Source organism: Burkholderia sp. Bp8992, assembly GCF_003853705.1.
Lineage (GTDB): Bacteria > Pseudomonadota > Gammaproteobacteria > Burkholderiales > Burkholderiaceae > Burkholderia.
Genome location: NZ_QTQI01000011.1, coordinates 151025 through 175658 on the forward strand (window position 1 = coordinate 151025; position 24634 = coordinate 175658).

The 24634-nt window shown below is 67.9% G+C and carries 25 protein-coding genes and 1 pseudogene; 17 read left to right on the forward strand and 9 right to left on the reverse strand.

Annotation, left to right across the window (positions count from 1 at the left end):
• Nucleotides 1-120: 120 nt before the first annotated feature.
• The 4 genes from DIE03_RS18120 to DIE03_RS18135 all read left to right on the forward strand — a co-directional run bounded on the left by DIE03_RS18120 (nucleotide 121) and on the right by DIE03_RS18135 (nucleotide 4503).
• On the forward strand, nucleotides 121-1614 hold the full coding sequence (locus DIE03_RS18120; protein ID WP_124452657.1) for a sugar ABC transporter ATP-binding protein: 1494 nt from the start codon (nucleotides 121-123) through the stop codon (nucleotides 1612-1614).
• On the forward strand, nucleotides 1611-2666 hold the full coding sequence (locus tag DIE03_RS18125; protein ID WP_124452659.1) for an ABC transporter permease: 1056 nt from the start codon (nucleotides 1611-1613) through the stop codon (nucleotides 2664-2666). The genes DIE03_RS18120 and DIE03_RS18125 overlap by 4 nt, the downstream gene beginning before the upstream one ends.
• A gap of 175 nt (nucleotides 2667-2841) precedes the next feature.
• A complete protein-coding gene (locus tag DIE03_RS18130; RefSeq protein ID WP_124452661.1) occupies nucleotides 2842-3912 on the forward strand; it encodes a substrate-binding domain-containing protein in 1071 nt (356 codons plus the stop codon).
• 60 nt (nucleotides 3913-3972) lie between these two features.
• Complete coding sequence (locus DIE03_RS18135) at nucleotides 3973-4503, forward strand: OsmC family protein (RefSeq protein WP_124452664.1); 531 nt, start codon at nucleotides 3973-3975, stop codon at nucleotides 4501-4503.
• A 308-nt stretch (nucleotides 4504-4811) separates the two neighbouring features.
• On the opposite strand, the gene DIE03_RS18140 is transcribed toward DIE03_RS18135, so the two are convergent.
• Nucleotides 4812-5405 (reverse strand): FMN-dependent NADH-azoreductase, encoded by a 594-nt coding sequence (locus tag DIE03_RS18140; protein ID WP_124452666.1) that lies wholly within the window; start codon nucleotides 5403-5405, stop codon nucleotides 4812-4814.
• Nucleotides 5406-5495: 90 nt separating this feature from the next.
• Here DIE03_RS18140 and DIE03_RS18145 point away from each other — a divergent pair, with 90 nt between their 5' ends.
• The gene (locus tag DIE03_RS18145; RefSeq protein ID WP_124452668.1) at nucleotides 5496-5900 is read left to right on the forward strand and encodes a helix-turn-helix domain-containing protein; all 405 of its coding nucleotides are present in this window, start codon (nucleotides 5496-5498) and stop codon (nucleotides 5898-5900) included.
• 62 nt (nucleotides 5901-5962) lie between these two features.
• On the opposite strand, the pseudogene DIE03_RS18150 reads toward DIE03_RS18145, so the two are convergent.
• From DIE03_RS18150 to DIE03_RS18160, 3 genes and pseudogenes are all read right to left on the reverse strand, one after another.
• Nucleotides 5963-6292, reverse strand: a pseudogene (locus DIE03_RS18150) (type II toxin-antitoxin system HipA family toxin); the annotation flags it as partial.
• A 562-nt stretch (nucleotides 6293-6854) separates the two neighbouring features.
• The gene (locus DIE03_RS18155; RefSeq protein ID WP_124452670.1) at nucleotides 6855-7586 is read right to left on the reverse strand and encodes a LytTR family DNA-binding domain-containing protein; all 732 of its coding nucleotides are present in this window, start codon (nucleotides 7584-7586) and stop codon (nucleotides 6855-6857) included.
• 1 nt (nucleotide 7587) lies between these two features.
• A complete protein-coding gene (locus tag DIE03_RS18160) occupies nucleotides 7588-8661 on the reverse strand; it encodes a sensor histidine kinase (RefSeq protein ID WP_124452793.1) in 1074 nt (357 codons plus the stop codon).
• 227 nt (nucleotides 8662-8888) lie between these two features.
• Here DIE03_RS18160 and DIE03_RS18165 point away from each other — a divergent pair, with 227 nt between their 5' ends.
• Nucleotides 8889-9422 (forward strand): hypothetical protein, encoded by a 534-nt coding sequence (locus DIE03_RS18165; RefSeq protein WP_124452672.1) that lies wholly within the window; start codon nucleotides 8889-8891, stop codon nucleotides 9420-9422.
• Between the two features lie 191 nt (nucleotides 9423-9613).
• Here the strand turns inward: DIE03_RS18165 and DIE03_RS18170 are convergent, their stop codons facing one another.
• From DIE03_RS18170 to DIE03_RS38775, 5 genes are all read right to left on the reverse strand, one after another.
• Nucleotides 9614-10876: a hypothetical protein gene (locus tag DIE03_RS18170; RefSeq protein ID WP_124452674.1), complete on the reverse strand. Its 1263-nt coding sequence runs from the start codon at nucleotides 10874-10876 to the stop codon at nucleotides 9614-9616.
• A 3-nt stretch (nucleotides 10877-10879) separates the two neighbouring features.
• Nucleotides 10880-11665 (reverse strand): outer membrane lipoprotein-sorting protein, encoded by a 786-nt coding sequence (locus DIE03_RS18175; protein WP_124452676.1) that lies wholly within the window; start codon nucleotides 11663-11665, stop codon nucleotides 10880-10882.
• A 15-nt stretch (nucleotides 11666-11680) separates the two neighbouring features.
• Nucleotides 11681-13081: an ABC transporter permease gene (locus tag DIE03_RS18180; protein ID WP_124452678.1), complete on the reverse strand. Its 1401-nt coding sequence runs from the start codon at nucleotides 13079-13081 to the stop codon at nucleotides 11681-11683.
• Nucleotides 13078-13785, reverse strand: a complete 708-nt coding sequence (locus tag DIE03_RS18185) for an ABC transporter ATP-binding protein (protein WP_409364425.1) — start codon at nucleotides 13783-13785, stop codon at nucleotides 13078-13080. The genes DIE03_RS18180 and DIE03_RS18185 overlap by 4 nt, the downstream gene beginning before the upstream one ends.
• A 125-nt stretch (nucleotides 13786-13910) precedes the next feature.
• Complete coding sequence (locus tag DIE03_RS38775; RefSeq protein WP_260434907.1) at nucleotides 13911-14033, reverse strand: hypothetical protein; 123 nt, start codon at nucleotides 14031-14033, stop codon at nucleotides 13911-13913.
• Between the two features lie 195 nt (nucleotides 14034-14228).
• Here DIE03_RS38775 and DIE03_RS18195 point away from each other — a divergent pair, with 195 nt between their 5' ends.
• The 11 genes from DIE03_RS18195 (at nucleotide 14229) to DIE03_RS18245 (ending at nucleotide 24634) form a co-directional block, all read left to right on the forward strand.
• Entirely contained in the window at nucleotides 14229-14612 is a 384-nt protein-coding gene (locus DIE03_RS18195; RefSeq protein ID WP_260434908.1) for a hypothetical protein, read from the forward strand.
• A complete protein-coding gene (locus DIE03_RS18200) occupies nucleotides 14609-14980 on the forward strand; it encodes a hotdog fold domain-containing protein (protein WP_124452682.1) in 372 nt (123 codons plus the stop codon). Before DIE03_RS18195 ends, DIE03_RS18200 begins: the two co-directional genes overlap by 4 nt.
• Nucleotides 14977-15705 carry an SDR family NAD(P)-dependent oxidoreductase gene (locus DIE03_RS18205; RefSeq protein WP_124452684.1) on the forward strand — a complete coding sequence of 243 codons (729 nt, stop codon included), beginning with the start codon at nucleotides 14977-14979 and terminating at the stop codon, nucleotides 15703-15705. The genes DIE03_RS18200 and DIE03_RS18205 overlap by 4 nt, the downstream gene beginning before the upstream one ends.
• Nucleotides 15706-15730: 25 nt before the next feature.
• Nucleotides 15731-16087 (forward strand): acyl carrier protein, encoded by a 357-nt coding sequence (locus tag DIE03_RS18210; RefSeq protein WP_124452686.1) that lies wholly within the window; start codon nucleotides 15731-15733, stop codon nucleotides 16085-16087.
• A 95-nt stretch (nucleotides 16088-16182) separates the two neighbouring features.
• Nucleotides 16183-17280: a beta-ketoacyl synthase N-terminal-like domain-containing protein gene (locus DIE03_RS18215; protein ID WP_124452688.1), complete on the forward strand. Its 1098-nt coding sequence runs from the start codon at nucleotides 16183-16185 to the stop codon at nucleotides 17278-17280.
• Entirely contained in the window at nucleotides 17277-18551 is a 1275-nt protein-coding gene (locus DIE03_RS18220) for a beta-ketoacyl-[acyl-carrier-protein] synthase family protein (RefSeq protein ID WP_124452690.1), read from the forward strand. Before DIE03_RS18215 ends, DIE03_RS18220 begins: the two co-directional genes overlap by 4 nt.
• Complete coding sequence (locus DIE03_RS18225) at nucleotides 18548-20014, forward strand: class I adenylate-forming enzyme family protein (protein WP_124452692.1); 1467 nt, start codon at nucleotides 18548-18550, stop codon at nucleotides 20012-20014. The genes DIE03_RS18220 and DIE03_RS18225 overlap by 4 nt, the downstream gene beginning before the upstream one ends.
• 25 nt (nucleotides 20015-20039) lie before the next feature.
• Nucleotides 20040-21275 carry a hypothetical protein gene (locus tag DIE03_RS18230; RefSeq protein WP_124452694.1) on the forward strand — a complete coding sequence of 412 codons (1236 nt, stop codon included), beginning with the start codon at nucleotides 20040-20042 and terminating at the stop codon, nucleotides 21273-21275.
• On the forward strand, nucleotides 21268-22731 hold the full coding sequence (locus tag DIE03_RS18235; RefSeq protein ID WP_260434909.1) for an MATE family efflux transporter: 1464 nt from the start codon (nucleotides 21268-21270) through the stop codon (nucleotides 22729-22731). Before DIE03_RS18230 ends, DIE03_RS18235 begins: the two co-directional genes overlap by 8 nt.
• A gap of 44 nt (nucleotides 22732-22775) precedes the next feature.
• Nucleotides 22776-23447 carry a class I SAM-dependent methyltransferase gene (locus tag DIE03_RS18240; RefSeq protein WP_124452696.1) on the forward strand — a complete coding sequence of 224 codons (672 nt, stop codon included), beginning with the start codon at nucleotides 22776-22778 and terminating at the stop codon, nucleotides 23445-23447.
• Between the two features lie 14 nt (nucleotides 23448-23461).
• Nucleotides 23462-24634, forward strand: coding sequence for a citrate/2-methylcitrate synthase (locus tag DIE03_RS18245; RefSeq protein ID WP_124452698.1), 1173 nt, complete (start codon nucleotides 23462-23464; stop codon nucleotides 24632-24634).

Consider the following 24634-nt stretch of genomic DNA (forward strand, 5'->3'; position numbering starts at 1 on the left):
CCACGGCGAAACGAACGACAGGGAGTCGCGTGACATGAACCACGACGTACCGATACCGGCGAAACCGGAAGCTGCGGACGGGATGCGGCCGCCATTCGTGACGACCGGCCGGATTGCTTCATGCCGACACCCGTCCTGAGCGCCGCGGGCATCGCGAAGCGCTTCGACGCGACCGTCGCGCTGTCGGCGCTGCACCTGTCGATCGACGCAGGCGAGGTCGTCGCGTTGATGGGCGCGAACGGTGCGGGCAAGTCGACCTTCGTCAAGATCCTGAGCGGCGCGCTGCGCCCGGATGGCGGCACGCTGGCGCTGCGCGGCGAACCGTATCGACCGGCGTCGCCGCATGCCGCCAAGCGGCTCGGCGTCGCGACCGTGCACCAGTCGGTTGCCGATGCCGTCGTGCCGACGCTGTCGATTGCCGACAACCTGTTGCTGGACCGGCTGTGCGATCCGGCGTCGGCCTGGCGCGTGCCGCCGGCCGCGCGGCGCGCCGCGGCGCGGCCGCTCGCCGAGCGAGTCGGGCTCGACGTCGACCTCGCGGCGCCGCTGGCCTCGCTGTCGCTGGCGGACCAGCAGCGTGTGACCCTGGCGCGCGCGCTCGCCGGGCAGCCGTCGTTGCTGATTCTCGACGAGCCGACCGCCAGCCTGTCCGCGCCGGAGGCCGAGCGGCTGTTCGTGCTGGTGGACGCGCTGCGCCGCGACGGCGTCGCGATCCTGCTGGTGTCGCATCGACTCGGCGATTTGCGTCGCATCGCCGATCGCGTGGCGATCGTTCGCGATGGCAGGATCGTCGCCGATCTGGCCGCGCCGGTGGATTTCGATGCCGCGGTGGAAACGATGATCGGACGCGCGTTGCCGCGCGCACGTGCATCGGTGCCGGTTCGCGACGGGCAATCCGGGTCCGGCCCGGGCTTCAGTGCGCGGCAGATCCGGCTGACGCCCACCAGTGCCCCGTTCGACCTCGATGTCCGGCGCGGCGAGATCGTCGCGATCGCGGGCCCGGTTGGCGGCGGCAAGTCGCGCTTCGCCAATACGATCTTCGGCGCGGTGCGCGCGGCGGCCGGCGAGATGACGCTCGACGGCCGGCCATGGCGGCCGCGTTCGCCGGCCGACGCGATTCGCGCCGGCGTATTCCTGGCCGGCGAAGATCGCTGGCGTACCTCGTTGTTTCCCGACGGCGTGCCGTTTGCATCGATCGCGGGCACGATCGGCTTTCCGTTCCTGTCGCGCTGGTTCACGAGCGGCGCGGTGCGTCGCTCGCGCGAACGCGCGGCCGCGGCGGCGGCGATCGCCCGGTTCGGCATTCGCTGCACGGGCCCGGACGATCGCGTGGCCCGCCTGTCCGGCGGCAATCAGCAGAAGGTCGTGCTCGCGCGCTGGCACGCCGAGCCCGCGCGGCTGTTGCTGCTCGACGAGCCGTTTCAGGGTATCGATGCGGGGGCGCGTGCCGATATCGTCGATACGCTGAGGCGTCACGCGCCCGAGCGCGCGACGATCGTATTCGTCAGCGATCTCGAGGAAGCCGCCGAGATCGCCGATCGCATCGTGCGGTTCGATCGCGCCACGCTCGATCGCCTGCATCCGACTTCTTCCGTCGAGCCAGCTACCTCATGAAATCCGTTCCTCCTTCCGTCTTGCAGCCCGCGTCGCCCGGCGAACGGCGGCGCCCCGCGCCGGCACGCATCCGCGATGCACTCGAACGCACGGGCATCCTGCTCGTGCTGGCCGCGCTCGTGACGGTGTTCGGGCTCAGGGAGCCCGCCTTCCTGAACCTCGACAATCTGTTCAGCATCCTGCAGGCCGTGTCGATCGTCGCGTTGCTCGGCATCGGCGTGACCGTCACGCTCGCGGCCGGCGGCTTCGACCTGTCAGTCGGCAGCGTGGCCGCGACCGCGCAGATGGCCGCGAGCTACGTGCTGGTCGTCTGGCACGGCAGCGCGCTGGCGGCCGTGATCGCGTGCATCGTGCTCGGCGTGGCCGCCGGGTTGTTCAACGGCTTGCTGATTACGCGGTTGCGCGTGCCCGATCAGCTCGCGACGCTCGGCACGCTGTTCCTGCTGGCCGGATTGCAGTTGATCCCGACCGGTGGCCGTTCGCTCGCGACCGGCTCGGTGCTGCCCGACGGCACGGATGCGACGGGCGTGTTTCCCGCCGCCTTTCTCGCGCTTGGCCGGCTGCGCGTGTTCGACGTCGTACCGTTGCCGGTGCTGATGCTCGCGGCCGTGACGGTGCTGGCCTGCGTCACGATGGAGGCGACCCGCTGGGGCCGCGTGATCTACGCGATCGGCGGCAACGAAACGGCGGCACGGCTGGCCGGCGCGCCGGCTGCGCGCTACCGTGTCGCCGCGTATGTCGCGTCGGGCGCGATCGCGTCGCTGGGCGGCATGCTGATCGCCGCGCGGGTCGGCCGCGGCGACGTGAGCGCGGGGCACTCGCTGCTGCTCGACGCGGTGGCCGCCGCGCTGATCGGGTATGCCGTGTGGGGCGCGAAGCGGCCCAACGTCTTCGGCACGGTCGTCGGGGCAGTGTTCGTCGGCGTGCTGCTCAACGGGCTGACGATGTTGAACGCGCCTTACTACATGCAGGATTTCATCAAGGGCGTGTTGCTGGTGCTGGCGCTTGCGTTCACGTTCGGCATCGGTCGCCGAGCGGATGCCCGCGCGTGATGGCGGGCGGCGCGACACGCGGCGCGGGTGCGGCAGCGTTCATCGGTTCGCCGGCTAGCCGGTTCCGGACGGTTTGTTATCCAGAGTAATAACCATTGCCGAATCGGTCGGTTTGCGTTGGTGCGTCGCACTGATAGATTGGGCCGATATCGTTCGATGGGGAGAGAGACACGCCATGCAATCGTTGCTTCGCCGAAACTCGCGTATCGACCTGAAGGTCGGCGCATTCGTCCTGGGTGCCGCGCTCGTGCTGGGGACGCCCGCGGTGCAGGCCGGCCCGCTCAAGGGCGCGCCGGCGCCGTTCGACAAGGGCGGCGTGAAGATCGCGCTCGTCAACTACCTGTCGACCGGCGACTTCTTCCAGGCTTACGAAGCCGGCGCGCAGAAGCAGGCGCGTGCGCTCGGCGTGGATCTGCGCATCTACGAAGGCCGGCAGGATGCGGCCGAGCAGCGCGAGCAGATTCAGCAGGCGATCAGCATCGGCGTGTCCGCGATCATCGTCAATCACGGCTTGCCCGAGTCGCTGAAGGACGTCGTTCAGCGCGCACTCGACAAGGGCATCAAGGTCGTCGCGTTCGACGTCGACCTCGCCAATCCGAAGGTGCCGCAGATCGAGCAGAACGATCGCGACCTGGCGAACCTGCTGCTGGATCAGGCCGTCAAGGACAACGGCGACGCGTTCGCGGCAGGTTACGTCTACGTGGCCGGATTCGCGCCGCTCGACCGGCGCGATGCGGCGTGGCGGGATTTCAAGCGCGCACACCCGAAGGTTCAGGAAAAGGCGCGCTGGGGCACCGTCGACAATCCGATCGCACAATCGGTCGCGAATCAGGCGGCGGCGGCCTATCGCGCGAACCCGGACATCCGCGTCGTGTTCGCGCCTTACGACGAGTTTGCGCGCGGCGCGAAGCTTGCGGCGGACGAGGCCAGGCTGTCGTCGAAAGTCCGCATCTACAGCGCGGACATCTCGACGGCCGACATCGAGGCCATCCGCGCGCCGAACAGCGCATGGGTCGCGACGGCCGCGACCAATCCCGCGGTCGTCGGCGCCGTGTCCGTGCGCGCCGCGGCGCTGCTCGTCGCCGGCCAGAACCCGGGCGCGCGCATCGCGGTCAAGCCGACGCTGATCACGCGCGACGATCTCGTGAAAAACGACATTCGCACCGTCGCCGAGCTCGGCGCGAAGTTTCCGGCGTTCCGCGCGAGCGATGCCGCGACGGCCGCATGGATTCCGGCGATCGACTGATCGCCTTTGAACGCTGCGACGCGATCCTCCTTCCGCGCGTCGCCTACCGATGACCCGACCATGACGACCCTGAACGACTATCTCGCCCAGAAACGCACCGCGTGGCACGCGAAGCAGCAGGCGGCACGCAACGATCCCGATTTCAAGGCGACGCCGCTGAAGGCGACCGTACGCGCGCTCGGCCGCAGCGGCGTGCGCGAGATCCGGATTCGCGATTTCCAGGTGATCAGCGACAGTCCGCCCGACTTCGCGGGCTATAACCTCGGGCCCGCGTCGCCCGAACTGCAACTCGGCGTGCTCGGCAGCTGCCTCACGCATATCACGCTGATCCAGGCTGCGGAGCGCGGCCTGAAGATCGACTCGATCGCAGTCGAGGTGACCGGCGACCAGCATCCGCTCGCCCAGCAGCCGGGGTTCGAGCATGTCCCGGTCTTCCCGCACAACATCCGCTATACGCTGGACATCGCGTCACCCGAGCCGCCGGAGGTCATCCGTGCGTTGCATCAAGCGGTCGAAGCCGTCTGCCCGATCTTCAACCTGCTGAAGCTGCCGCAGCATATCGACGGCGAATTGCGGCATACCGGCGGGTAACGAGCCGGCGCGGTGCATGGTTCCCGTGTTTCGGCAATGCGTCGCGCGCGGTGCGACGAATCATGCATTGGCGGGTTTCGTTTTTAAATGGATGTATTGTGATAAGAATACTTATCCTGACGCCTGCTCCCTAACGCGATTCGGCATGAAGGAAGATTGATGGTGGCGATGGACTGTTCCGGCTGATCGGTTGTCGCAGCCTTGTCGATACAGCGAAGTGCCATGCAGGATTCGGCAGCTTGATGCCGAAACGCATCTAAACCAGGGGGCGCGAAATCCGGATATGCCGTGTATTCGCGCCCGTGCTCTCAAGCGCCGGGTGTAGCCGAAGCCGCAGCTTTCGGAGAGAGCTTGCGCACTTTCTCAAGCGCACTCTCGATCGACGCGTGGCGTACCTCCTCGCTGCGCCCGAGCCCTTCAGCGACGATGAACTCGATATCCGAGACGCCCATGAACGTGAACACCGAGCGAAGCAGGGTCTCGGCGTGCTCGAACGCCTGATACGGGGATCCCTCGCTGTAAACATTGCCGCGCGCCAGCGCGACGAACACGCGCTTGCCCTGGGCGAGACCGATCGGCCCGTTCTCGCCGCGCGCGAAAGTCTTGCCGCGCACGACAATATGATCGATCCAGGCCTTGAGCTGGGTGGGAACCGAAAAATTGTAGAAGCCCGCCCCGATCACCACGACGTCGGTGTCGAGAAACTGCTGCACGTCCTTGCCGGCGTCGAGCGCCATGAACGCGTCGAAGGACAGATGCGGGGGCGTTTCGCTGGCAAGATCGCGATAGGTGACATTCACCGCGTCATTTGATTCGACGATCCGCTCGACGATGGCGGCAGACAACAAGCGACTGGCGGAGTTCGCGCCCATGATGCTGGAATCGAGATGAAGCAGGTTCACTGGATACCTCCGGTGTGGATTTGCGATCGGCACTATGCTATGTAACTGGAGGCGATACGCCAAGAACGCACATTTTTAGGACTAGGTCAGATGGATATGCCTGCCCAACCGGGCGTCAGCACCCGCTGCCATGAAGTCGGCAAGGTGCTCGCAATCGTCGGCGACAAATGGACGGTGATGATCGTCAGGGTGCTGGTCGAGCGGCCACACCGCTTCAACGAGATCAAGCGGACGGTCGGCGGCATCTCGCAGCAGATGCTCACGCGTACCCTCAAGGCGCTCGAGCGTGACGGCATGGTCAGCCGCACGGTCTACCCGACGGTGCCGCCGCAAGTCGAATATGCGCTGACGCCGCTCGGACAAGCCCTGGCGGTGCCGGTTCGCGCACTGGGTGCGTGGGCGGGAGAGCATCTCGAAGAGATCGAGAACAACCGGGCACGCTATGACCAGGGCAAGCATGCTCCCGCCAAGCGAAGCGGCTCAGAGCAGGCCTGAGGTTCGGCGGGGAGAGGGCGCTCGCGGGTATCGGCAACGGCGCGACACCCGCGCGCGGCAGCCTATCCGCGCGTCTGCCGCAGCGCGCGCCCCATTTCCGCGATCGGTATCGCGGCGATCGAATTCAGCAACCGCATTTCCCCGGCGTCCGGGTGCGCGATGTGCCGCACATCATCGAGCGTCTGCTCGACGTGACGATCGAGTGGTTCGAGAAAGCGCTGCAGTTCGCTCGCGGCCGCCTTGTCCCTGAGCCCGAGTGCCTGACCGAACGCAACCAGCGCATCCATGTCGACATCGGCGAACCGCGTCGCATTCCCGAGCGGCATCGTCAGCTCGCAGTGTGGCCAGTGATCGCCGTGATGGTCGTGCCGGTGCGTCGGCGTGTGATACAGAGGGTTGGCCGGGATTCGTGAAAAATCCGCCGCATCTCGACCTACGTTATTGATTTTTCTACAAAAATGAATGTCTCGAGGAGCATTTTTCCGAGCTGCTGGCCGCGGAGATTGCCAACTACCGGTTCGGTTCGGGCCATTCGACACCCTGCCATCGCTCCAGCTCGTGCGGTGATATGGCGTCCGGCGCCTGTCGATGGCCCGGGAGCGACGACGAATACCCATATAGGGTGTCAAAACGCAGCATCAACGAGGCGAACCACAGCTCTCGCTCACCGTTGGTCCAAGCGCGCCTCGGCTGTCGAGCTTCTCGAAAATGTCCGAGATGGGATCGAGTCGTTGCCAGTAACGTAGAAGGGGCTATCCTTGCCCTGCAAAGTCCTCCCGCAATCCGCCGTCAATGGCAGCCTCAAGCGAATAGGAGGGTTGGCCGCCAATCTCAAGGGGCTCGATTCGGCAGCGGGGTATGGATCCAGTCCTGCAATCGGGGGACGTGAGCGCGGGCGATATCAGCGCCGATATCGTCGCACTCGATATTTCGCGAACCGCATCGGCCAACCCTTTACATCTGCTTGAAGAGGCCGGCGCTGGCGCGGCTCACGGGAAGAACGTCGCAGCTTCCGCGCAAATGGATGCGCAGTCGACCAAGCAGATCTCGCTCGATGTGATCAATCGCTGCGTAGGCAACGATTACACCGCGGTGCACCTGCGCGAAACGCCCCGGATCGAGGCGCAGCAGCATCTCCTTGAGGGGTGTTCGGATCACGTGCCGCTCGCTCGCGGTAACGACCTCCGTGTATTTGTCCGCTGCTTGAAAATACAGCACCTCGTCCACTGAAACGAGTCGGGTTGTATCCCGGATCCCTACGGTCAGCCACCGTATGAGTGCGGCATCTCGCTGCTCCTGCGCGCCGGCCAACAGCGCGGTGTCGGCCGGTGCAGGGCCGCCGCGCTGCAGCTTGACGATGCAGCGGAGGAGGCGATCATCGGTCACGGGTTTCAGCAAATAGTCGATCGCCGACTGGTCGAATGCCTGAACCGCGTACTCGTCGTAGGACGTTACGAATACGACATGCACGTGCGGCACGAGGCTCGCGATCTTCAGCCCGTCGATACCGGGCATCCGGATGTCGAGGAAAGCGAAATCCGGGCGCTTTGCATTGAGCTCCGCGAGCGCGTCGACGCCGTTGCGCGGCATCCCGACGATCTCCAGTTCGGGCCACAGCGTACCGAAGCGCGCGGCAAGTTCGGCGGATAGGTTGGGTTCGTCGTCGGCGATCAGGGCTGTCGGCATGTCAGGCAATCGGAATCTGCAAGGTTGCGGTTACGCCCCGCATGGCTTCGGCATTCGTGCCGACCGACACGCGGCCGCGCTCGCCATAGAGACTGATAATTCGGGCACGAATGTTTGCGAGTCCCACGCCGCCGTGGAGCTTCGTGCCGCCGTTGCCGAGGCCCACGCCGGTATCGCTCACGCTCAGGACGAGCAAATTGCCGTCGCGCGTGCCGCGAACACGCACTTCACCGCCGGCGACCGACGGCTCGATGCCGTGCAGCAACGCATTCTCGACGAGGGGCTGCAGCAGGAGCGGCGACAGCGGCAAGGCCCGCAGCGCCTCCGGGACGTCGATTGAATAGCGCAGGCGTTCCTCACCGAGCCGGATCGTCGCAATCTTCAGCAGCGCCTCGACCAGTTCCAGTTCCTCGCCCACCGTGGAGGTGGCCTTGCGAGTGCGCCCCAGGCTCGCGCGCAGATAGCGGTTCAGGCTGTCGAGCATCGTCGTGGCGCGAGCCGGATCGCGCTCGATCAGGCTCTGCACGTTCGCCAGCGTGTTGAACAGGAAATGCGGCTCGATCTGGGCCTGCAGCAGCGCGAGCCGCGCGGCCGTTTCGGCCTGGCGCGCCTCGGCGGCCTCGCGCCGCTGCGTCTCGAGCGACGTGCGCATGCGGGCGGCCTGCACGAACACCGACACGAACGCGCAGGCGGCGCCGGCGACAATGAACGACGAGCCGTAGGCCAGCCAGACCTTGATGCCTGCATGCCCGATCAGGTGCGGAACGTGGCCGACGGTGGAGGCCGCGACCTCAAAACCGATGAACACGCTGGCCGGCGCGACGATCAGGATCTTTGGAACCAGCGCGAGTTTGCCGCGCACGAGCCGGTCGATGGCGACGCCGAGCAGTGTCGCGCTGAACCCGATGCCGTTCGCGACGACCAAGTACGGCAGCAGCGCTTCGTTGCGGCGCGTCGCCCAGAAGATCAGTCCGACCGCCGAGTTGAAACAGAAAAGACCCAGCAGCGAGCGGCCTCGATGTGCGGGGCCGACGTGCGGTTCGGACGACAGAAAGGCGAGCGGCTTGCTTGGCATGGCAGCGAGCGGGGAGGTTTGCGGAGATGGTAGCGTAATTTGCGACGGCATTGCCATCGGCGATCGGCTCCGACGCGCAGGTGACGATCCGCAAGGACGTTCGCCGGACCCGAGGGCCGTTCATCCGGCGATTTCGACCGTTCATCGCAACATGCGGCGCTCGATGCGGCCGGCCGCTAAAGTTGCTGACATCCCGCCGGTTGCGGCGCTTCCGAACGAGGTACCCCTTGGCCCACCTGCCGACCTACGTCTATGTATTGTTCTGCGCGCTCGTCTATATCGGCGTGAAGCGCTGCTTCGTGCGCGAAGTGCGTCCCGTGCGTCCCCTCCTGTTTCCGGTCGTATTCGTCGGCCTCGGCCTGTCGAGCCTCGGTCACCTGTTTCCAAAGGCGGGCGTCGATGCGTACGCGGCGGCCCTTGCGATGCTGGTGGTCGGCTCGACAGGCGGCTGGTTCCACGCGCGCGGATGGCGCCTGCAGTTCAGGACCGGGCCGGATGGCATGTTCGTCCGCCTGCCGGGCGACGCGAGCCTGCTGGTCACGCTGCTCCTGACCTTCGTCGCCGAAACCTTCATTCATTACTCGATCGAGACCGCGCAGCCGTGGGCGGCCACCGACGCCTTCGCAGTCCTGTCGTTCGCGGTCTGGGGCGGGCTCGTCGGCATGCCGTTCGGACGTGCAATCAACGTTGTGACGCGCTGCGTCCGTCATTCGAACGGCGTGCTGGAGGGCGGCGGCGGATCCGCGCTCGAATCGCGCTGAACGAGGCCGCGTCGCCGGCGAGGGCGGACGTCTGGGTCCGCCGCGATCCCGGCGACCCGGGCGGTTGCGCCGCCCGCTCCCGCGGGTTCGCGGTCCGTGCGCCGCTACGCCGCCTTCCGCGCCCAACGCATCGCGTCGGGCGCGTCTTGCATGATGCGCGTCGGCGGCCGCGCTTTCCCCTGTTTCCGCGCTCAAAAGAAGAACGTCGCGATCGCCTGCACGATCTCGCCCTGCGCCTGCGCGCCATAGACGCTGCGCGCCGAGCCGTGGTTGCTCTGCCATTGCACGGCGCAGTCGGTGCGTGGCCAGTGATAGCGCGCTTCGAGCCATGTGAAGTAGCTGTGGTCGTCGAGGTTGTAGCGCGCCATCGCGGTCAACCCCAGGTGCTGGACGAAGACGTCGGGCATCGATGCGTAGACGAACAGCGAGCGCCGTGTCATCAGTTCCTGCGCGGTGCCGGCCATGTCGCGATAGCGCCAGTATCGCGACGGGTCGCCTTGCAGTGCCCGCCATGCGGCGCCGCTCGCGCTGGCGCCGTCGTAGTCGTACTCGAGCGTCAGCGACAGCTTGTTTGCGAAGGTATGGGTGACGCCCGTCGCGAGCTTCGAGACCCAGGACGATGCGGTCTGCGCGAAATCGCCGACCGCGCTGCCGCGGCCGATCGCGTATTCGACGAACCCGACCGTCGCATCGTCGATCAGCGTGGTGGCGTTCACGCCCAACTGCGGTGCGATACCTTCGCCGCCGTACAGCAGCCACTGAGGCGAGAAATTGCCGAACAGGCGCTGCGACCCGCTCAGCATGTAGCGGGTGCGTGCATTCGTCGCACCGAGATCGGGATTGAAGGTCGCCTCGTTCGGATGCGTGTCGAGCCGCGGCGACACCAGCGCGGTCATCGAGCCGCCGCTCCAGAGCAGTTGCCCGCGCATCATCACGCTGCCGAGCCGGTTTTCGCGCAGGCTCTCGGGGTCGATCGAGACGACGGAGCGCAGTGCGCCGACCTTGAAGAAGTCCGTGGGATTGAAGCCCGACGCGACGCCTTCGCGCAGGTTCACGCGGCCGAGGTCGACGAGCGCGTTCGGGCTCGCCTGCCAGCTCACATACGCCTGTTTCAGCGTGTCGACCGCGTTGTACCGCGACGTGCCCGCACGCCATCCCGCATCGAAGCGATTCGAAACGATCGCCCGCCAGTTGCCGGACGTGCCGTCGTACGACAGCGTGTTCGATACGCGCGCGTTGTCGTTGAGCGTCACGGACGCGGCCTGGTTCGCCGCCGTGTAGTTCGCGACGGCCGCCTCGAAGGTGCCGCGCCAGTTGCTCGGCGTCACGGGAGCCGCTGCCGCCGTATCGGCGAGCCGCAGCGCGTCGCCGTCCGCGTCGTCGGCAGCGAGGGCCGGCTGCGCGGTCGCGACGCCCGCCGCACAGATCAGTATCGCGACCCGGGATCGCGCCATCGTCTAGTCGGCCTTGAAGCGGGCCAGGTACGCGCGCTGCAGCCACGCGTCCGGAATGTCGCGCCACGCGTAGTCGGAGTAGCGCATCACCGTGACCCAGCCGGGATCCAGCCCGTCGATGATGACGGTTTCCGTCGGCCGCGCCGCGCCCAACCGGTCCTGGTAGTGCCGGTAGTACGCAATCTTCAGCACGCTGCCGCTCGCCGCGAAGAAGCGCGCCTTGACCGGCCGCTTCGTATCGTTCGCGATCCACAGGTCGATCGCGTGGTACGTGACGTCCGCCGCGCGCGCCGTCAGGTGCAGCCGGTAGCAGTGCCGGGTCTGGTGCTCGCCGTCCGCCACGTTCTCCTCGCCCGCCAGCGACGCGTCGTAGTCGTTCGCCCAGTTGACGGTCACGACGTCGCCGTTCGCGGCCTGGCCGAGCAGGCGCTGCTGTGGCGAGATTCGCACGCTGGCCTGGCTCGACGGATCGTAGAACCACAGATCGTTGCCGTTCTTCAGCATCAGCTTGTTCGCGTCGCGGGCCGGGGCGACGAACTGCACCAGCGTGCGGAACTGGCTGGTTGCCGGGTCTGCCTTCGAGTAGATCTTCAGCACCTCGCTGTCCGTCTGCTGTCCATTGCGAAATTCGAGCAGGGTCGTCGTCAGGCCGAACGGTTTGTCGGGATTGCGCACCGCGTCGCTTTGCGCGAGCAGCTGTTGCGCCGACGGCTCCGCCGCCGCGGCCGCGATGGCGGCGAACGCGAGCAGCATCGCGGCGGCGCGCAGGATCCGGATGGAAACGATCATGGTAGCGGCTCCTGATCAGGCGAAACGCAGCGCATCGACGATCGGCAGGCGGGCAGCGCGGTGCGCGGGCAGCCAGGCCGAGAACGTCGCGACCACCGTCACGCCGAGCGCGTAGCGCGCGATCATCCCGAACTCGCCCCACACGCGTACCGACAGCGCGACCGGATCGGTCTGTCCGGGCGGCGTCCAGTGCAGGCCGGCGCGGTTGATCGCGACACCCGCCGCGAGCGCGAGGACGGTGCCTGAAATCGCGCCACACATACCGAGCAGGCAGCCTTCGCAGACGAACAGGCGGCGAATGCCCGCGCCACGCAGGCCGAGCGCGCGCAGCGTGCCGATCTCGTGCGTGCGCTCCATCACGGCCATGTTCATGGTGTTGCCGACCGTGAACAGCACGATTGTGGCGATCAGCGCCGCGATGAAGCCGAAGATCGCGCCGAACATGCCGGTGACCTGGCCGTACTGCGGATTCAGCGTCGCGAAGCCGAGCACCTCGATCGGCTCGCCCGCGAGCCGGGTGCGCAGCAGCGTCTGGATGCGGGCGCGCGCGGCCGGCAGAGCGGCCGTGTGTTTCAGCTGCACGGCGATGGAGGTCACCTTCGCATTCGGGCCGGTCCCGTAGACGAGCTGCTGCGCCTGCGGCAGATGCACCTGCACGAACATGTCGTCGATCTGCTTGACGCCTTGCTTCTGAGCCGAGATCACCGACAGTTCGGCGACGTTCGGTGCGCCGTACGCATTCGACGTCAGCAGTTCGAGACGAGCGAGCCCGCCGTGCCGCACCGGCTTCGCCGCGGCCTCGGCCCGCGTGAGCGACGCAATGTCGTCGGGCAGGTCCGACGCGCCAGCCGGGGCCGCCGCCGTCACCGGATCGCGGCAATCGGGTACGCGCAGTGCATCGCAGAGGCGCAGCACGCGCGCGACGCCCGTGCCTATCACGGCGGCATTCGCGGCGCTGCCGGTCAGCGCGACGGGCGTCGCCCGGTCGGCGAAGCCGTAGTCGTTCCACTGTCGCATCCGGTTCTGGTCGGCCACGACGATCCCGCTGCCCGAGACGGTGCGCGATACGCCCGCCGCGAAGTTGCCGGCGATGCCGTTGATCGTCAGCACCGGCGTCACGACCGTCACCTCGCGAGCCAGCTCGGGATCACCGAGCAAGGTGTCGATGATCTTCCGGTAGTCGGCGATCCCGTACGAGACGGGGTCGCCGCTGCCATACAGGAAATAGTCGCGGTGCTGGATCTGCAGATGGCCGCCCTGACGCACGTAGCTGGTCTGGAGTCCGTAATTGATGTCGCGTGCATAGCCGCCGAACAGCAGGATGGCGGACAGGCCGACCACCATCGCGAGCAGCGTGGTGGACGAGCGGCGGCGGTTGCGCAGCAGATTGCGGAAGGCGAGAACCCAGGTGCTCATTGGCAGGCCTCCTCGTGCACGGCGGCGGAGCGGGTTTCGACGACGCATCCGTCGCGAATCATCGCGACGTCGTCCGCGGCGGCGATCACCTGCGGGTCGTGCGACGAAAACACGAACGACGTCGCTCGCTCGCGCTGCATCGTGCGCATCAGCGCGATGATGGTCGCGCCCGTCGCGCTGTCCAGGTTGGCGGTGGGCTCGTCGGCCAGCACGAGTGCCGGCTCGGTGACGAGTGCGCGCGCGATCGCGACGCGCTGCTGCTGGCCGCCCGACAACTGGCCGGGCCGGCGATTCGCCTTGTCGCCCATGCCGACGGCGTCGAGCAGCGCGAGCACCCGTTCGCGTCGCCGCGCGCGGGCGACGCCCAGCAGGGTCAGCGGATATTCGACGTTCTCGAACGCGCTGAATACCGGCAGCAGGTTGAACGACTGGAACACGAACCCGACGTGACGCGCGCGGAAATCGGCCAGCGCATTCTCGCGCATCGCGTCGATTCGCTGGCCCGCGACCGTGATGGCGCCGCGCGTCGGGCGATCGATGCCGCCGAGCAGGTTGAGCAACGTCGTCTTGCCGCTGCCGGACGGGCCCGACAGCACCGTGAAGCGGTTCGCGAGAATATCGAGCGACGCATCGTCGGCCGCCGCGACCGCGAGCGGGCCGGTTCCATAGGTTTTCGTGACATGACTCAAGCTGGCCGCCAACACGGGCACCTCCCAGGGTATTCGATCGATGTCGCCACCTTAGCGGGAACCGCGGCCCCGTATTGCGCAGTGCGACGAACGGCGGAACGCGCGGACGAACGGCATTCCTTCGCGATGAATGGCGGCCGTCAGCGAGCGCTGCCGCGCAGCGGTGCGGCGAGCCGGTCGCGGCCCGTCGGCGGCCGCACGACCGCGTTGCATTCCATCGGCCCCACGCGCGGTTCGTCGCCCGTTTCTGCAATTGGTCGCATGATCGTTTCTTTCGGCGACGAATCGATACACTCGCAGCCGATCAGCACTTGATCCGCACGACATCGGCCGACGTGAGAGCGGTCACCGGGGTGCGAGAAGCCAAAACACAGACATAACAAGGCATAAAAATGAGCCATACCAGGTTTGAGAGGGGGAGCGAGACGGCGCGGCCTGGCTTTCTTGCCCTTTGTCGCGTGATCCGCGATCCGTCCGATCCCGCGCGTTTCGCGGGCGCCGCGGATCCGCGGCGGTATGACGACTGGTCGAGCGCACGGCCCGCGCTGCTCGTCATCGAGGCGCTGCATCAGTTCGCGGTCAAGGCGGCGCGCACGATGCACGGCGAGCCGGCGCTGATGGTGCCGGCACAGCTGCGCGAGCTGACGCTGCACCGCGTCGACGGCTATCCGCGGCTGGCGCTGGCCGGCACCGTCGCGAAACATGGCGACGGATACCGCGTCGAGGTGTCGGCGCGCGACGCCGATGCCGGCATGTTTCCGGCCGTCGCATCGGGTACCGTGTTCGTCGCGCTGATGCCGGCCCGCCCGCCCGCGTCGGCCGCGCCGGGAGACCGGCCATGATGCCCGCCGTCGCAACGCCCTCGGCCACGATCACCGGCGATCAGTTCGGTGTGATCGACGTGGCGAGCGCCGCACCGCTCTTCGACGAGCACTTCGAGCAGTTTCCCGTGCTGCCCGGTTCGTTCAGCCTCAGCCTGGTGATCTCGATGCTGTTCGACGCGCTCGGCCTCGCGGCGAACCGGCCGATTCCGGCGCTCACGGTTCGCAAGATCAGCTTCATCTGCCCGGTACGGCCGGGCGAGCGCCTGACCGCGCGCCTGCGACGCCTGCAGCAGGACGGGGCGCGCACCACCGCGCACGTCGAACTGCGCAATGCCAAAGGGCAGGGCGTGATGGACGGCATCCTCAGCTGGGAGCACGCGGCATGACGAAGCTCGCCATCGTCACGGGCGGCACCCGCGGGATCGGGCGCGCGATCGTCGACGCGCTGATCGCCGACGGCCACACCGTCTACTTCACCTACCGATCGAATCCGGAACTGGCCGACGCACTGGAGCGCGCGTACGACGGCGCGGCGCGCGGCTTTCGGGTCGACGGCGGCGACTGGGACGCCGTGCAGGCGTTCGCCGACCACGTGAACGCGGAGGCGGCCGTCGACGTGCTCGTGAACAACGCGGGCGTCAACGACGATGCGCTGCTGATCGGCAGCCCGTTCGCCCGCTACTGGGAAACGCTGCGGATCAACCTCGGCGCGACGATGGCGTTTTGCCATGCGTTCGGCGACGGGATGCAGTCGCGCCGGCGCGGCGCGATCGTCAACGTGTCGTCGATCGCCGCGCGCAAGCCGAAGACCGGCAACGGCGCATACGGCGCGTCGAAGGCGGCGATCGAGCGCTTCACCAAAACGCTCGCGCTCGAGATGGCGCGCTTCGGCGTGCGCGTCAACGCGGTCGCACCGGGGTTCGTGCGCTCCGACCTGTTCGAGCGTTTTCTCGCGTCGCAGGACGCCGCGGCGTTCTACCGCCAGATTCCGATGCGCAAGATCCTCGAGCCCGGCCAGGTCGCGCGCACGGTCCTGCTGCTCGCGAACGGCTCGCTCGAAACGACGGGAAGCGTCGTCGATCTCGGCAATGGCGAAAACATCAGTGGCTGACCCAGTGAATCAAGGAGAGTGGACCATGAAGGAAGACATCAAGAACATCGTCGCGCAAATCCTGTATCTGAGCGGTCCCGAACAGGTGGCCGACTCCGCGTCGCTGTTCCGCGAGCTGAACATGAGCTCGATCGACTACGTCGACCTGTGCTACGAGCTCAAGGACAAGGTGGACAACCGCATCAGCCTCGAAAACCTGTGGCCGTTCAACCGGATGCTGCTCGATCCGCAATACCACACTGGCACCGAGTGGACCGAGGCCGGCTGGCGGCAGGTGTGCGACGTGATGAGCTGGAACGGCCACGAGAAATGCAGCCTGCAGGATCTCTACGAGCACTTCTCGGTGAACTACATCGAGCGCCGTATCGCGCAGTTCAGCTGACCCGGGCGTTCCGCCCGCGTCGCAGGAACGCCGCACCGCGCGGCGCGGCATCGCGCGCCCGCCCGAATTTCGACTCATGTGAATGGGGACTTGCCATGTCGTACATCACCGGCCTCGGCATCGCGACGGCCGCTTTTCCCGACATCGCGTCGCTGCTGGACGTCGACTTCGCCGCGCGCGCGCCGCTCGCGCCGGCCGAGAAGCCCGGCGACTACGTGCGCGCCAACCTGCCGTTTCCGCTCGTGCAGCGCATGGCGCGCGAGGATCGTTCGCTGCTGAACCCGGGTTCGCGTCTCGCGCTGCAGGTGGCCGCCGAGGCGTTCGACGCGGCATCGGTCGGCCGGCCCTACACGGACGAAGAGCGCGAGCGGTTCGCGGTATTCACGGGGGTCGAGGGCGAGGACGCGACGATGGCCGTGCTCGCGCCGCTGCACGCGCGTCACGGCCTCGACGGCTGCGGCTACTTCGGCGAGGTCAAGGCGGACCTGAATCCGCTCGACATGCTGCGCCTGCTGACCACCAACGCGCTGTACCAGATATCGAAGCTGTTCGCGCTGCGCGGCGAAGGCTATCCGCTGCAGCGGATGTCGCTGACCAGCCTGTGCGCGCTCGAGGAAGCGCATCGGCAGATCGAGGGCGGCGCGATCGACCGGGCAGTCATCGCGGCCGTTGGCGACATGACGTCGGCCGACAACGTCGCGGCGTTCGAGAAGATGGGTCTGCTGCGCACGACGTCGCACCCGGTCGGCATCGTGCCCGCGTTCGGGGCCGTTGGCGCCGTCGTCGAACGCACGCCGCGCGACGGGTGCGCGCCTTGCGCGCAGGTGCTCGACGTGCATTCGCTGTACAAGCCCGACACGTCCGTGTCGAGCGCTGACTGGTCGAGGCTGTTCGCCCGCTTTCCCGGCGAGGCCGCGCTCGGCGTGCCGCACGTCGTGCTGTACCAGAACGGCGAGCCGTCGCTCGGTAAGGCGGAGCGCAATGCCGTGCAGCATGCGTGGCCGAATGCCGTCGTGCACGCGTACAAGCCGCATGTCGGCTATACCGGCCGGGCGAACAACCTGATCGACCTGGTCCTCGCGATCGCGGATCCGGCCATCCCGGTCGGCGCGCCCGTGCTGGTCAACGGCATTGGCGTGTCGTCGGGCCTCGGGGCGATCCTGGTACGCAAGCTGAGCGGGGTGGGGCGATGAAATCGCGATCGGACGCCATCGTCATCAGTGCATTCGGCGCCGTCACGCCGCTCGGCGGCAGCTACGACGAACTGCATGCCGCGCTGCGTGAAGGCCGCTCCGGCATCCGGAAGATCGAGAAATTCGATTGCTCGACCTATACGACCCAGCACGCGGGCGTTCCCGACGAAGGCAACGAGCGCGTGCGCTGGCCTTCGTCGCGACGGATCGCGACCGAACAGCTGTACGGCGATCTCGCCGCCGCGCGGCTGCTCGCGCAGGCGCCGTTCGTCGCGCGCGACTACGCGCCGGAGCGCGTCGGCTGCCTGGTTGGCGTCGACGTGCCGGCCACCGACGTGCAGAGCGCGCTCGAGCTCGTCGAGAAGGTCAACGGCGACAAATCGCGCGACGCGCTGATCCGCGTGCTCGTGTCGCACATGCGCATGAGCGAGTTCGTGAGCGGCGACGCAACCTCCGTGTTCGGCGCGATTCATCGCCACATTCCGTTCAGCGGCTGCGCGCTCGCGCACGTGGGCCTGTGCTCCGCGTCGCTGCAGGCGATCGGCATGGGCATGCTCGCGCTGCGCCAAGGGCGGGTGGACGCCGCCATCGTCGGCGGCGTGTCGGGCAAGGTCAATCCGCTCAATCTCGCGCGGCTCGAATCGCTCGACGTGATCTCGACCGACCTGAATCTCGATCCCCGGCACCGGTCGCGGCCGTTCGACGTGCGTCGCTCGGGCTTCGTGCTCGCGGAAGGCGCGGTGCTGTTCCTGATCGAGCGCGAATCGGCGGTGCGCGCCCGGGGCGATACGCCGCTCGCGCGCGTGGCCGGCTACGGGGCAAGCCTGGCCGCCGAGCACATCGTCATCCCGCATCTGCAGTCGCTCGAGATGCGGCTCGCGATGCAGCGTGCACTCGACGATGCGGGCTGCGTGCCGGCCGATATCGACTACGTCAACGCGCACGGGACATCGACGGTGCTCAACGACAAGCACGAATCGGAGGCGATCCGCGCGATCTTCCCGACGCGGCCCGGGATGCCCGTCACCGCCAACAAGTCGCAGCACGGCCACCTGATCGCGACGGCGGGCGCGATGGAAGTGCTGAACACGGCGATCGGGCTGCGGGAGCGCTTCATTCCGGCGACCATCAACCTCGACGAGCAGGCGCAGGAGTGCCCCGTCAACGTGGTGCGCGCCCCGACACCGAGCGATGCACGGCGCGTGCTCAAGAATTCGTTCGGCATGGGCGGCCTCGCGGCCTCCCTCGTGCTGGAAGGAGCGGCCGCATGAAGTTCGCGTCGCTGCTTGCACGGGACGCGAACTGGCAGATCGTGCTGCACGGGGCGCGCCTGACGGCGGAAGACCTGCGCGCGCGGCTCAGGGCTGCCCGGCGCGCGCTCGGTACGCTGGAGCCGCACCTGCGCGGGCGCGGTTGCCTGATCGCGGTCGGCTTCTCGGGGTTCGACTATTTCCTGTTCACGCTGCTCGCGTCGACGCTCGGCTGCCGGATCGTCCTGTGCGACCCGAAGATGCTGTCCGCCGCGCTGCGCCAGTACCGGCTCGATGCGCTCGCGGTCGTCGCGACGCGGTCGATCGCGTGCGACGGGCCGCCGGTCGTCGTGCTCGACCCGGCCATGGCCGATGCCGAAGCGTCCGGGCCCGATACGTTCGCGTGGGCCGACCCCGGCGCGCCGCGCGCGCAGATCGTCTTCATGACGTCGGGCACGACGAGCGCGCCGAAGCTCGTCGTCTACGACGAAGCGCAGCTCGTCGAGAATGCGCTGGCGGTCGGCCGCTATCTGGGCGTGCAGCCCGGCGACGGCGTGCTGTGCATGTTCCCCACGCACTACATGTACGGCTTCTCGACGATGATGAACGGCCTGCTGGCCGGCGCGACCGTCTGGCTCGAACGGGCGTCGCTGACCGCGCACGAGGTACTCGGCTACCTGGGCAGCGGCCGGATCCGCTTCGTGCCGCTGATCCGCAGCATTGCCGAGCGCGTGTGCGACCTGGCCGAGGCGACGCCGGGCATGCGGTTCGACGGAATCGTCGTGCTCAATGCATCCGACCGCATCTACGCGGCGCAGGTGCGCCGCCTGCTCGCGCTCGGCGCCTGCGTGTGGAACAACTTCGGCCAGACCGAATCGGGGCCGCGAATCTTCGCGCTGCCGCTCACGCCGGACGACCTGCCGCACGTCGATTCGTACTGCTTCGAAGGCGTCCTCGCGCCGGGCCGCCCGATCGATCCGCGCATCGAGCTGTCGATCGTCGACGCGCAGGGCCGGCCGTGCGCGCCCGGCGAGCCCGGCCATCTGCTTTACCGCACGCCGTATGCGATGCACGGCTATCTGCTGCCCGACGGCAGCCTGCGGCGGTTCACGACGCTGGAATCCGGCGACCTGGTGTTCCGCCGCGACGACGGCGTGGTGTTCTGGGTCGGCCGCCGGGACGAGACGGTCAAGTGCAACGGCCGGCTCATCAACGTCAGCCTGCTGCACCAGCATTTCGATGCGTACGACGACATCGCGAAGAGCTATTTTCTCGCCGATCCGCAGACCGGCGCGCTGACGGTGTTCGTCGTGCCCGGCCTGACGCCGGCCGGCGCGGACGTGGATTTCAAGGCACGCATCCTGAGCCGCTACCGGGCCGCGTTCCCGCTGTATCCGCGCATCGCCGACGTGCTGTTCGTCGATGACCTTCCGATCACGAGCACCGGCAAGATCTCATTGCGGCTCCTGCGCGAAAGCGCGTGACCGCGGCCTGAACCAGGAGCCCACGATGTCCGAGCGCACGACCCGCTTCGATTCCTCCGCCGTGAGCGAAGCGCTTTCGTACGATGCCCGCTATGCGCGTTTGCTGCCGGCGGGCGTGGCCAGCTACGCGGCTTTCCGCTCGCAGGTCACGATCGAGACGGCCGACGACCTGAAGCGGCGCGTGCTGGACCGCCTCGATCACGACGGTCTCGCCGGCGCGACGTTCTACACCACGTCGGGCACGAGCGGCGAGGTCAAGCTGCTGCTCAACGCACCGGCGCGCAAGCGGCCCGACACGTCCTACGGCCGGGCGCTCGCGAACGCGCTGGCGGGCACGGCGATCGCGCCGACCGACCGGGTGGCGAACCTGTTTACCGCTGGCGGCTTTTCCACGCTGTACGACGGCGTGAACCGGCTGCTGGAAGCGATCGGCGCGAACGTACTCCCGATCGGGCGGCTGGACGCATACGGTGCCGATTTGCCCGCGATGCTGAACCTGATCGGCCGCGCCCGCCCCAACGTCCTGGTCGGCACGCCGACGAGCGTGCTGCAATGCCTGCGGCTGCTCGACGCGTACGGCGTCGATCTCGACGTGACGAAGATCCTCTACACCGGCGAGGCGTTCACGGAGCGCAAGCGCGCGATCGTGCAGCGGCGCTGGCGCGATGCCGCATTCTTCGGGCTGTACGGCGCGACCGAAACGGGCTTTCTCGGCTATCACACGCCGCGCTGCGCGGAAGGGCATTACCACGTGCTTGACGACTGGTTCTTTCTCGAAGAGGAGGACGGGCAACTCCTCGTGACGAGCCGCGCGAACCCGGGCCTCGCGATGCTGCGCTATCGGATCGGCGATCGCGTGCGCGTCGGGCCGTCGGTGCGCTGCACGTGCGGCGAGGGCGGCTCGGTCGTCGTGCTGCAGGGCCGGACCGATCAGCGCTTCAAGTTCGCGGGCAACCTGGTCAGCACCGAGCTGCTGGCGCAACGGCTGGCGGCGTGCGCCGGCCGTCCGCTCGATTGCCAGTTTCGCTTGGCCGTCGACACGCACGGGCGCGACTGCCTGACGGTCGCGCTGGATCTGGGCGGCGACGAGCTCGCGCCGCTCGCGTCGCGGCTCGCGGGCGCGCTGCTCGAGATCGAGGACGTGCGCGAATGCATCGACAAGGGCGAGGGCCGCCTCGACGTGCTCGGTCGCGACGCCTTGCGCTTCTCCGCGCGCCAGAAGCTGCCGCGCCTGATCGACGAGAGGCATGCCCATGTCTGACGATCGCGCTACCGTCGCGTCTGCCGCGTCTGCCGCGTCTGCCGCGACCTCGACGTCCGCCGCGTTGGCTTCGACGCGCGCGTCGCGGGCCGACCGCATGCGGCAGTTCGCGGCCGAAGTGCGTGCGACCTGGCTGATGCTCTATCCGATGGTGCTGTCGTCGATCTTCGGCTACTGCATGACGCTGTTCGACTATCGCTGGATTCGCGACCTGCCGGCGGAGGACATGGCGCTGCTCGCGCTCGTCAACGGCAGCGTGGCGACGTTCCTGTTCCTGCTCGGCAAGAGTTTCGAGGAGTCGTTCGTCGCGGTGTTCGCCAAGGCGCCGCGCGAGGACCAGGGCCGGCTGTTCGTGCAGAGCCTGGTGTTCGCGGGCGCGATCGGCGCGCTGGTCGTGCTGGCGCTGATCGGCACGCGGGTGCCGCTGATGACGTTCATTTCCGGCGGCCATTTTCACGGCGAACGCATGTTCAGCTACTACGCGCTCGTGATCGGCAGCTTTCCGCTCACGCTGCTCAGCACCGCGCTTTCCGCGGCGATGCGCACGTACGGCGACACCAAGTCGCCCGCCCGCATCAGCATCGCATGCGGCGTGGTCAACAACATCCTCGATCCGCTGCTCGTGTTCGGGCTGTTCGGCCAGCATCCGTCGCTGCAGCTGTTCGGCCTCGCGCTGACCTCGTGGATCACCAAGAGCCTGTATCTTGGCTGGTGTGTCCGCTGCATCCGCCCGCGGCTGCGCCGCGAGCAGGTCGTGCTGCCGCGCCCCGGCGTGGAATGGCCGACGCAGCGCCGGCTGCTGCACATCTTCCTGCCCTCGGCCGCACTCGAGGCGCTGACCTTTCTCGCGAATACCGCCGTCTATTCGCTGATCGCCCGCTACGGCGTGCGCGCGATCGGTGGTTACGGCATCGGCTTCGAGCTGATGACGATCGGATTCATCCTCATCAAGGGCCTGAGCATGGTGTTCATGATCCGGATCGGCCATCTCGTGCGCAGCCGCGCGCCGTCCCGTGCGGCCCTGCAGTCGGTGATGCTGCTGGGCGTGCTGTTCACCGCGGCGATCAGCATCGCGTTCTTCCTGCTGCGCTCGCTCGCGCTGCGTTTTCTCGCGTCCGACGTCGGCGTGATCGCGGTTGCGACCGCGCTGCTCGACTACGTGCCGCTGTTCATTTTCAGCTATCTGCTGACGAACCTCGTGACGGGCTGCTTCCAGATTCTCGAACGCCCGGCGCGCGCGATGGCGCTCGGGCTGTTCTTTTCATGGATCGTCACCCCGGGTGCGATCTACTTCGGCGTCACGCACCATCTCGCGCTCACCCAGCTGTTCGCGCTGCTCGCGGGTGTGAGTGTCGTGCGCCAGGCCGTGTACCTGACGATTTTCCTGCGGCTCATGCGCAGGCTCGGCGCCGCGCCGGCCGCAGCTCCGGCCGGCGCGCGCCCCGCAGCCGGATGATTCCACGACCGTTGTACCCCTAGACCTCACGACTGGAGACCTGCATGCGTACCAACACCCCCGCCGAAGTCAACGCCGACACCTACGATCACTATGTCGACACGTTCACGCTCGAATGGAACCGCAATCTGGTGCAGCGCGTCGAGCACGAGCTCGCGCAGCGGCGCATCGCGTCGGGCAGCTTGCTCGATGTCGGCACCGGTACCGCGCGTACGCTGATAGAGCTGGCCCGCGTCCCGTCGCTCGCGCCGCTGGGCTTCGTCGGCGTCGACTACTACGACGACATGGTGCAGCGCGCCGAACAGAACGTGCGCGCGGAAGGGCTGGAAGGACGGATCGCGATCCGCGCCGGCGATGTCCACGCGCTGCCGTTCGACGACGGCACGTTCGTCGCGGTGATCGGTCGTTCGGTCGTGCATCACTGGGCCGACCCGGTCGGCGCGTACCGTGAGATCTTCCGCACGCTGGCGCCCGGCGGTTTCGCGCTGATTCACGAACCCTGCAGCGATCCGGCGCCGGAGGCGCTCGCGTTCTTCAACGAGCGGCGCGCGGCCGCGGGCGTTCATCCGGTTCATCTCGACGGCAAGTTCACGGTCGCGGAATCGGTCGGGCACCTGCATGAAGCCGGTATCGGCGAGCACGCCAGCGTATCGAAGGGGGCGGGGATGCTCGCGATCGGCTTCGAGGTGCTGATCGCGAAACCGGCAAAGCAGTAAGCGGAGCATTGCCGATGCGAACCGATCACGACCTGCCGGCGCCGGACGCCGCCCGTCCGCGCGCCGCACGCGACGAAGGCGAGATCGATGCGGTGTCGATCTCGCCCGACCGGCTGTCGGTACGCGGCGTCGATCTGCTGCAGCTGATCGAATCCGTCGATTTCACTGCCGCGATCCTGCACGTGCTCACGGGCCGGATGCCGGACGCGGGCGACGTGCGCGCCCTCGACCGCGCACTGGCGGCGCGGCTGGCCGACGACGGGCCGACCGACGACGGCCTGCTCGCCGCGCAATTGGCCCGCCGTCAGCGCCGGCCCGAGGTGTTCCTGGTCTCGGCGATCGCGGCCGGGCTGGCCGCCGGGCCGCAGGCGCGGCCGGTTGCGTGGCCCGACGCGTTGTCGGGCATCGGGCAGGACGACGACGTGGCGACGGGCCTGGGCATCGTCGCCGTATTGCCGCGCCTGCTGGCGGCGTGGCGCGCGGTGGACGACGAGGCGCCGGTTCGGCCTCGGCCGACGGACGCCGCGCGCGGTTTCAGCGCATCGGTGCTGGACTGCCTGTGCGGCGGAGAATCGCGCGACGCACAGGCCCGACTGTTCGACGTGCTGCTGGTGGCGCTGCATGGCGGCTTCGGTCTCGTCGCGCCGACCATCGCACTGCCGCGCTTCTCGGCGAGCACCTACGCGAGCATCGACCTGAACCTGATCGCGGGCATGACGGGCAGCGGTTCCGCGCACGTGGGCGCGTGCAGCGACGCGACGCGGTTTTTCGCGAGCCTCGTCGGCCGGCCTTCCGCGGAGATTCGCGATCGCGTCGCGCAGCGCGTGCAGGTGGGCGACCGGATTCCCGGCTTCGGTCATCCGCTGCTCGAGTGCGATCCGCGGCCGGCCGCGCTCGAGCGCCACGCGGTGCGGCTGGGAGTCGACGGCGCGGCGTTCGATGCGTACCGGGCCGTATGCGGCGCGATGCAGGACCTGCGCGGACTGCCGCCGAACATCGACTCGGCCGCCGCGGCGATCCTGCTCGAACTGGGCGTGCCCGCCGTGCTGGCCACGCCGGTGTTCCTGTTTGCGCGGATGCCGACGATGCTCGCGCACGCGTTGCAGAAGCGGGCGCATCCGCCGTTCGGCCAGACCCGGCCGGTCGCGCGCGAACGCCTTGCCGCGCTGCCGAAGGCCTGGATCTGA

What these genes read in the sequence shown, in the direction of transcription:
- DIE03_RS18120 (WP_124452657.1), top strand. Translation starts at nt 121, where the DNA reads ATGCCGACACCCGTCCTGAGCGCCGCGGGCATCGCGAAGCGCTTCGAC.
- DIE03_RS18125 (WP_124452659.1), top strand. Translation starts at nt 1,611, where the DNA reads ATGAAATCCGTTCCTCCTTCCGTCTTGCAGCCCGCGTCGCCCGGCGAA.
- DIE03_RS18130 (WP_124452661.1), top strand. Translation starts at nt 2,842, where the DNA reads ATGCAATCGTTGCTTCGCCGAAACTCGCGTATCGACCTGAAGGTCGGC.
- DIE03_RS18135 (WP_124452664.1), top strand. Translation starts at nt 3,973, where the DNA reads ATGACGACCCTGAACGACTATCTCGCCCAGAAACGCACCGCGTGGCAC.
- DIE03_RS18145 (WP_124452668.1), top strand. Translation starts at nt 5,496, where the DNA reads ATGGATATGCCTGCCCAACCGGGCGTCAGCACCCGCTGCCATGAAGTC.
- DIE03_RS18155 (WP_124452670.1), bottom strand. Translation starts at nt 7,586, where the DNA reads ATGCCGACAGCCCTGATCGCCGACGACGAACCCAACCTATCCGCCGAA.
- DIE03_RS18160 (WP_124452793.1), bottom strand. Translation starts at nt 8,661, where the DNA reads ATGCCAAGCAAGCCGCTCGCCTTTCTGTCGTCCGAACCGCACGTCGGC.
- DIE03_RS18170 (WP_124452674.1), bottom strand. Translation starts at nt 10,876, where the DNA reads ATGGCGCGATCCCGGGTCGCGATACTGATCTGTGCGGCGGGCGTCGCG.
- DIE03_RS18175 (WP_124452676.1), bottom strand. Translation starts at nt 11,665, where the DNA reads ATGATCGTTTCCATCCGGATCCTGCGCGCCGCCGCGATGCTGCTCGCG.
- DIE03_RS18180 (WP_124452678.1), bottom strand. Translation starts at nt 13,081, where the DNA reads ATGAGCACCTGGGTTCTCGCCTTCCGCAATCTGCTGCGCAACCGCCGC.
- DIE03_RS38775 (WP_260434907.1), bottom strand. Translation starts at nt 14,033, where the DNA reads ATGCGACCAATTGCAGAAACGGGCGACGAACCGCGCGTGGGGCCGATG.
- DIE03_RS18200 (WP_124452682.1), top strand. Translation starts at nt 14,609, where the DNA reads ATGATGCCCGCCGTCGCAACGCCCTCGGCCACGATCACCGGCGATCAG.
- DIE03_RS18205 (WP_124452684.1), top strand. Translation starts at nt 14,977, where the DNA reads ATGACGAAGCTCGCCATCGTCACGGGCGGCACCCGCGGGATCGGGCGC.
- DIE03_RS18210 (WP_124452686.1), top strand. Translation starts at nt 15,731, where the DNA reads ATGAAGGAAGACATCAAGAACATCGTCGCGCAAATCCTGTATCTGAGC.
- DIE03_RS18215 (WP_124452688.1), top strand. Translation starts at nt 16,183, where the DNA reads ATGTCGTACATCACCGGCCTCGGCATCGCGACGGCCGCTTTTCCCGAC.
- DIE03_RS18220 (WP_124452690.1), top strand. Translation starts at nt 17,277, where the DNA reads ATGAAATCGCGATCGGACGCCATCGTCATCAGTGCATTCGGCGCCGTC.
- DIE03_RS18225 (WP_124452692.1), top strand. Translation starts at nt 18,548, where the DNA reads ATGAAGTTCGCGTCGCTGCTTGCACGGGACGCGAACTGGCAGATCGTG.
- DIE03_RS18230 (WP_124452694.1), top strand. Translation starts at nt 20,040, where the DNA reads ATGTCCGAGCGCACGACCCGCTTCGATTCCTCCGCCGTGAGCGAAGCG.
- DIE03_RS18235 (WP_260434909.1), top strand. Translation starts at nt 21,268, where the DNA reads ATGTCTGACGATCGCGCTACCGTCGCGTCTGCCGCGTCTGCCGCGTCT.
- DIE03_RS18240 (WP_124452696.1), top strand. Translation starts at nt 22,776, where the DNA reads ATGCGTACCAACACCCCCGCCGAAGTCAACGCCGACACCTACGATCAC.
- DIE03_RS18245 (WP_124452698.1), top strand. Translation starts at nt 23,462, where the DNA reads ATGCGAACCGATCACGACCTGCCGGCGCCGGACGCCGCCCGTCCGCGC.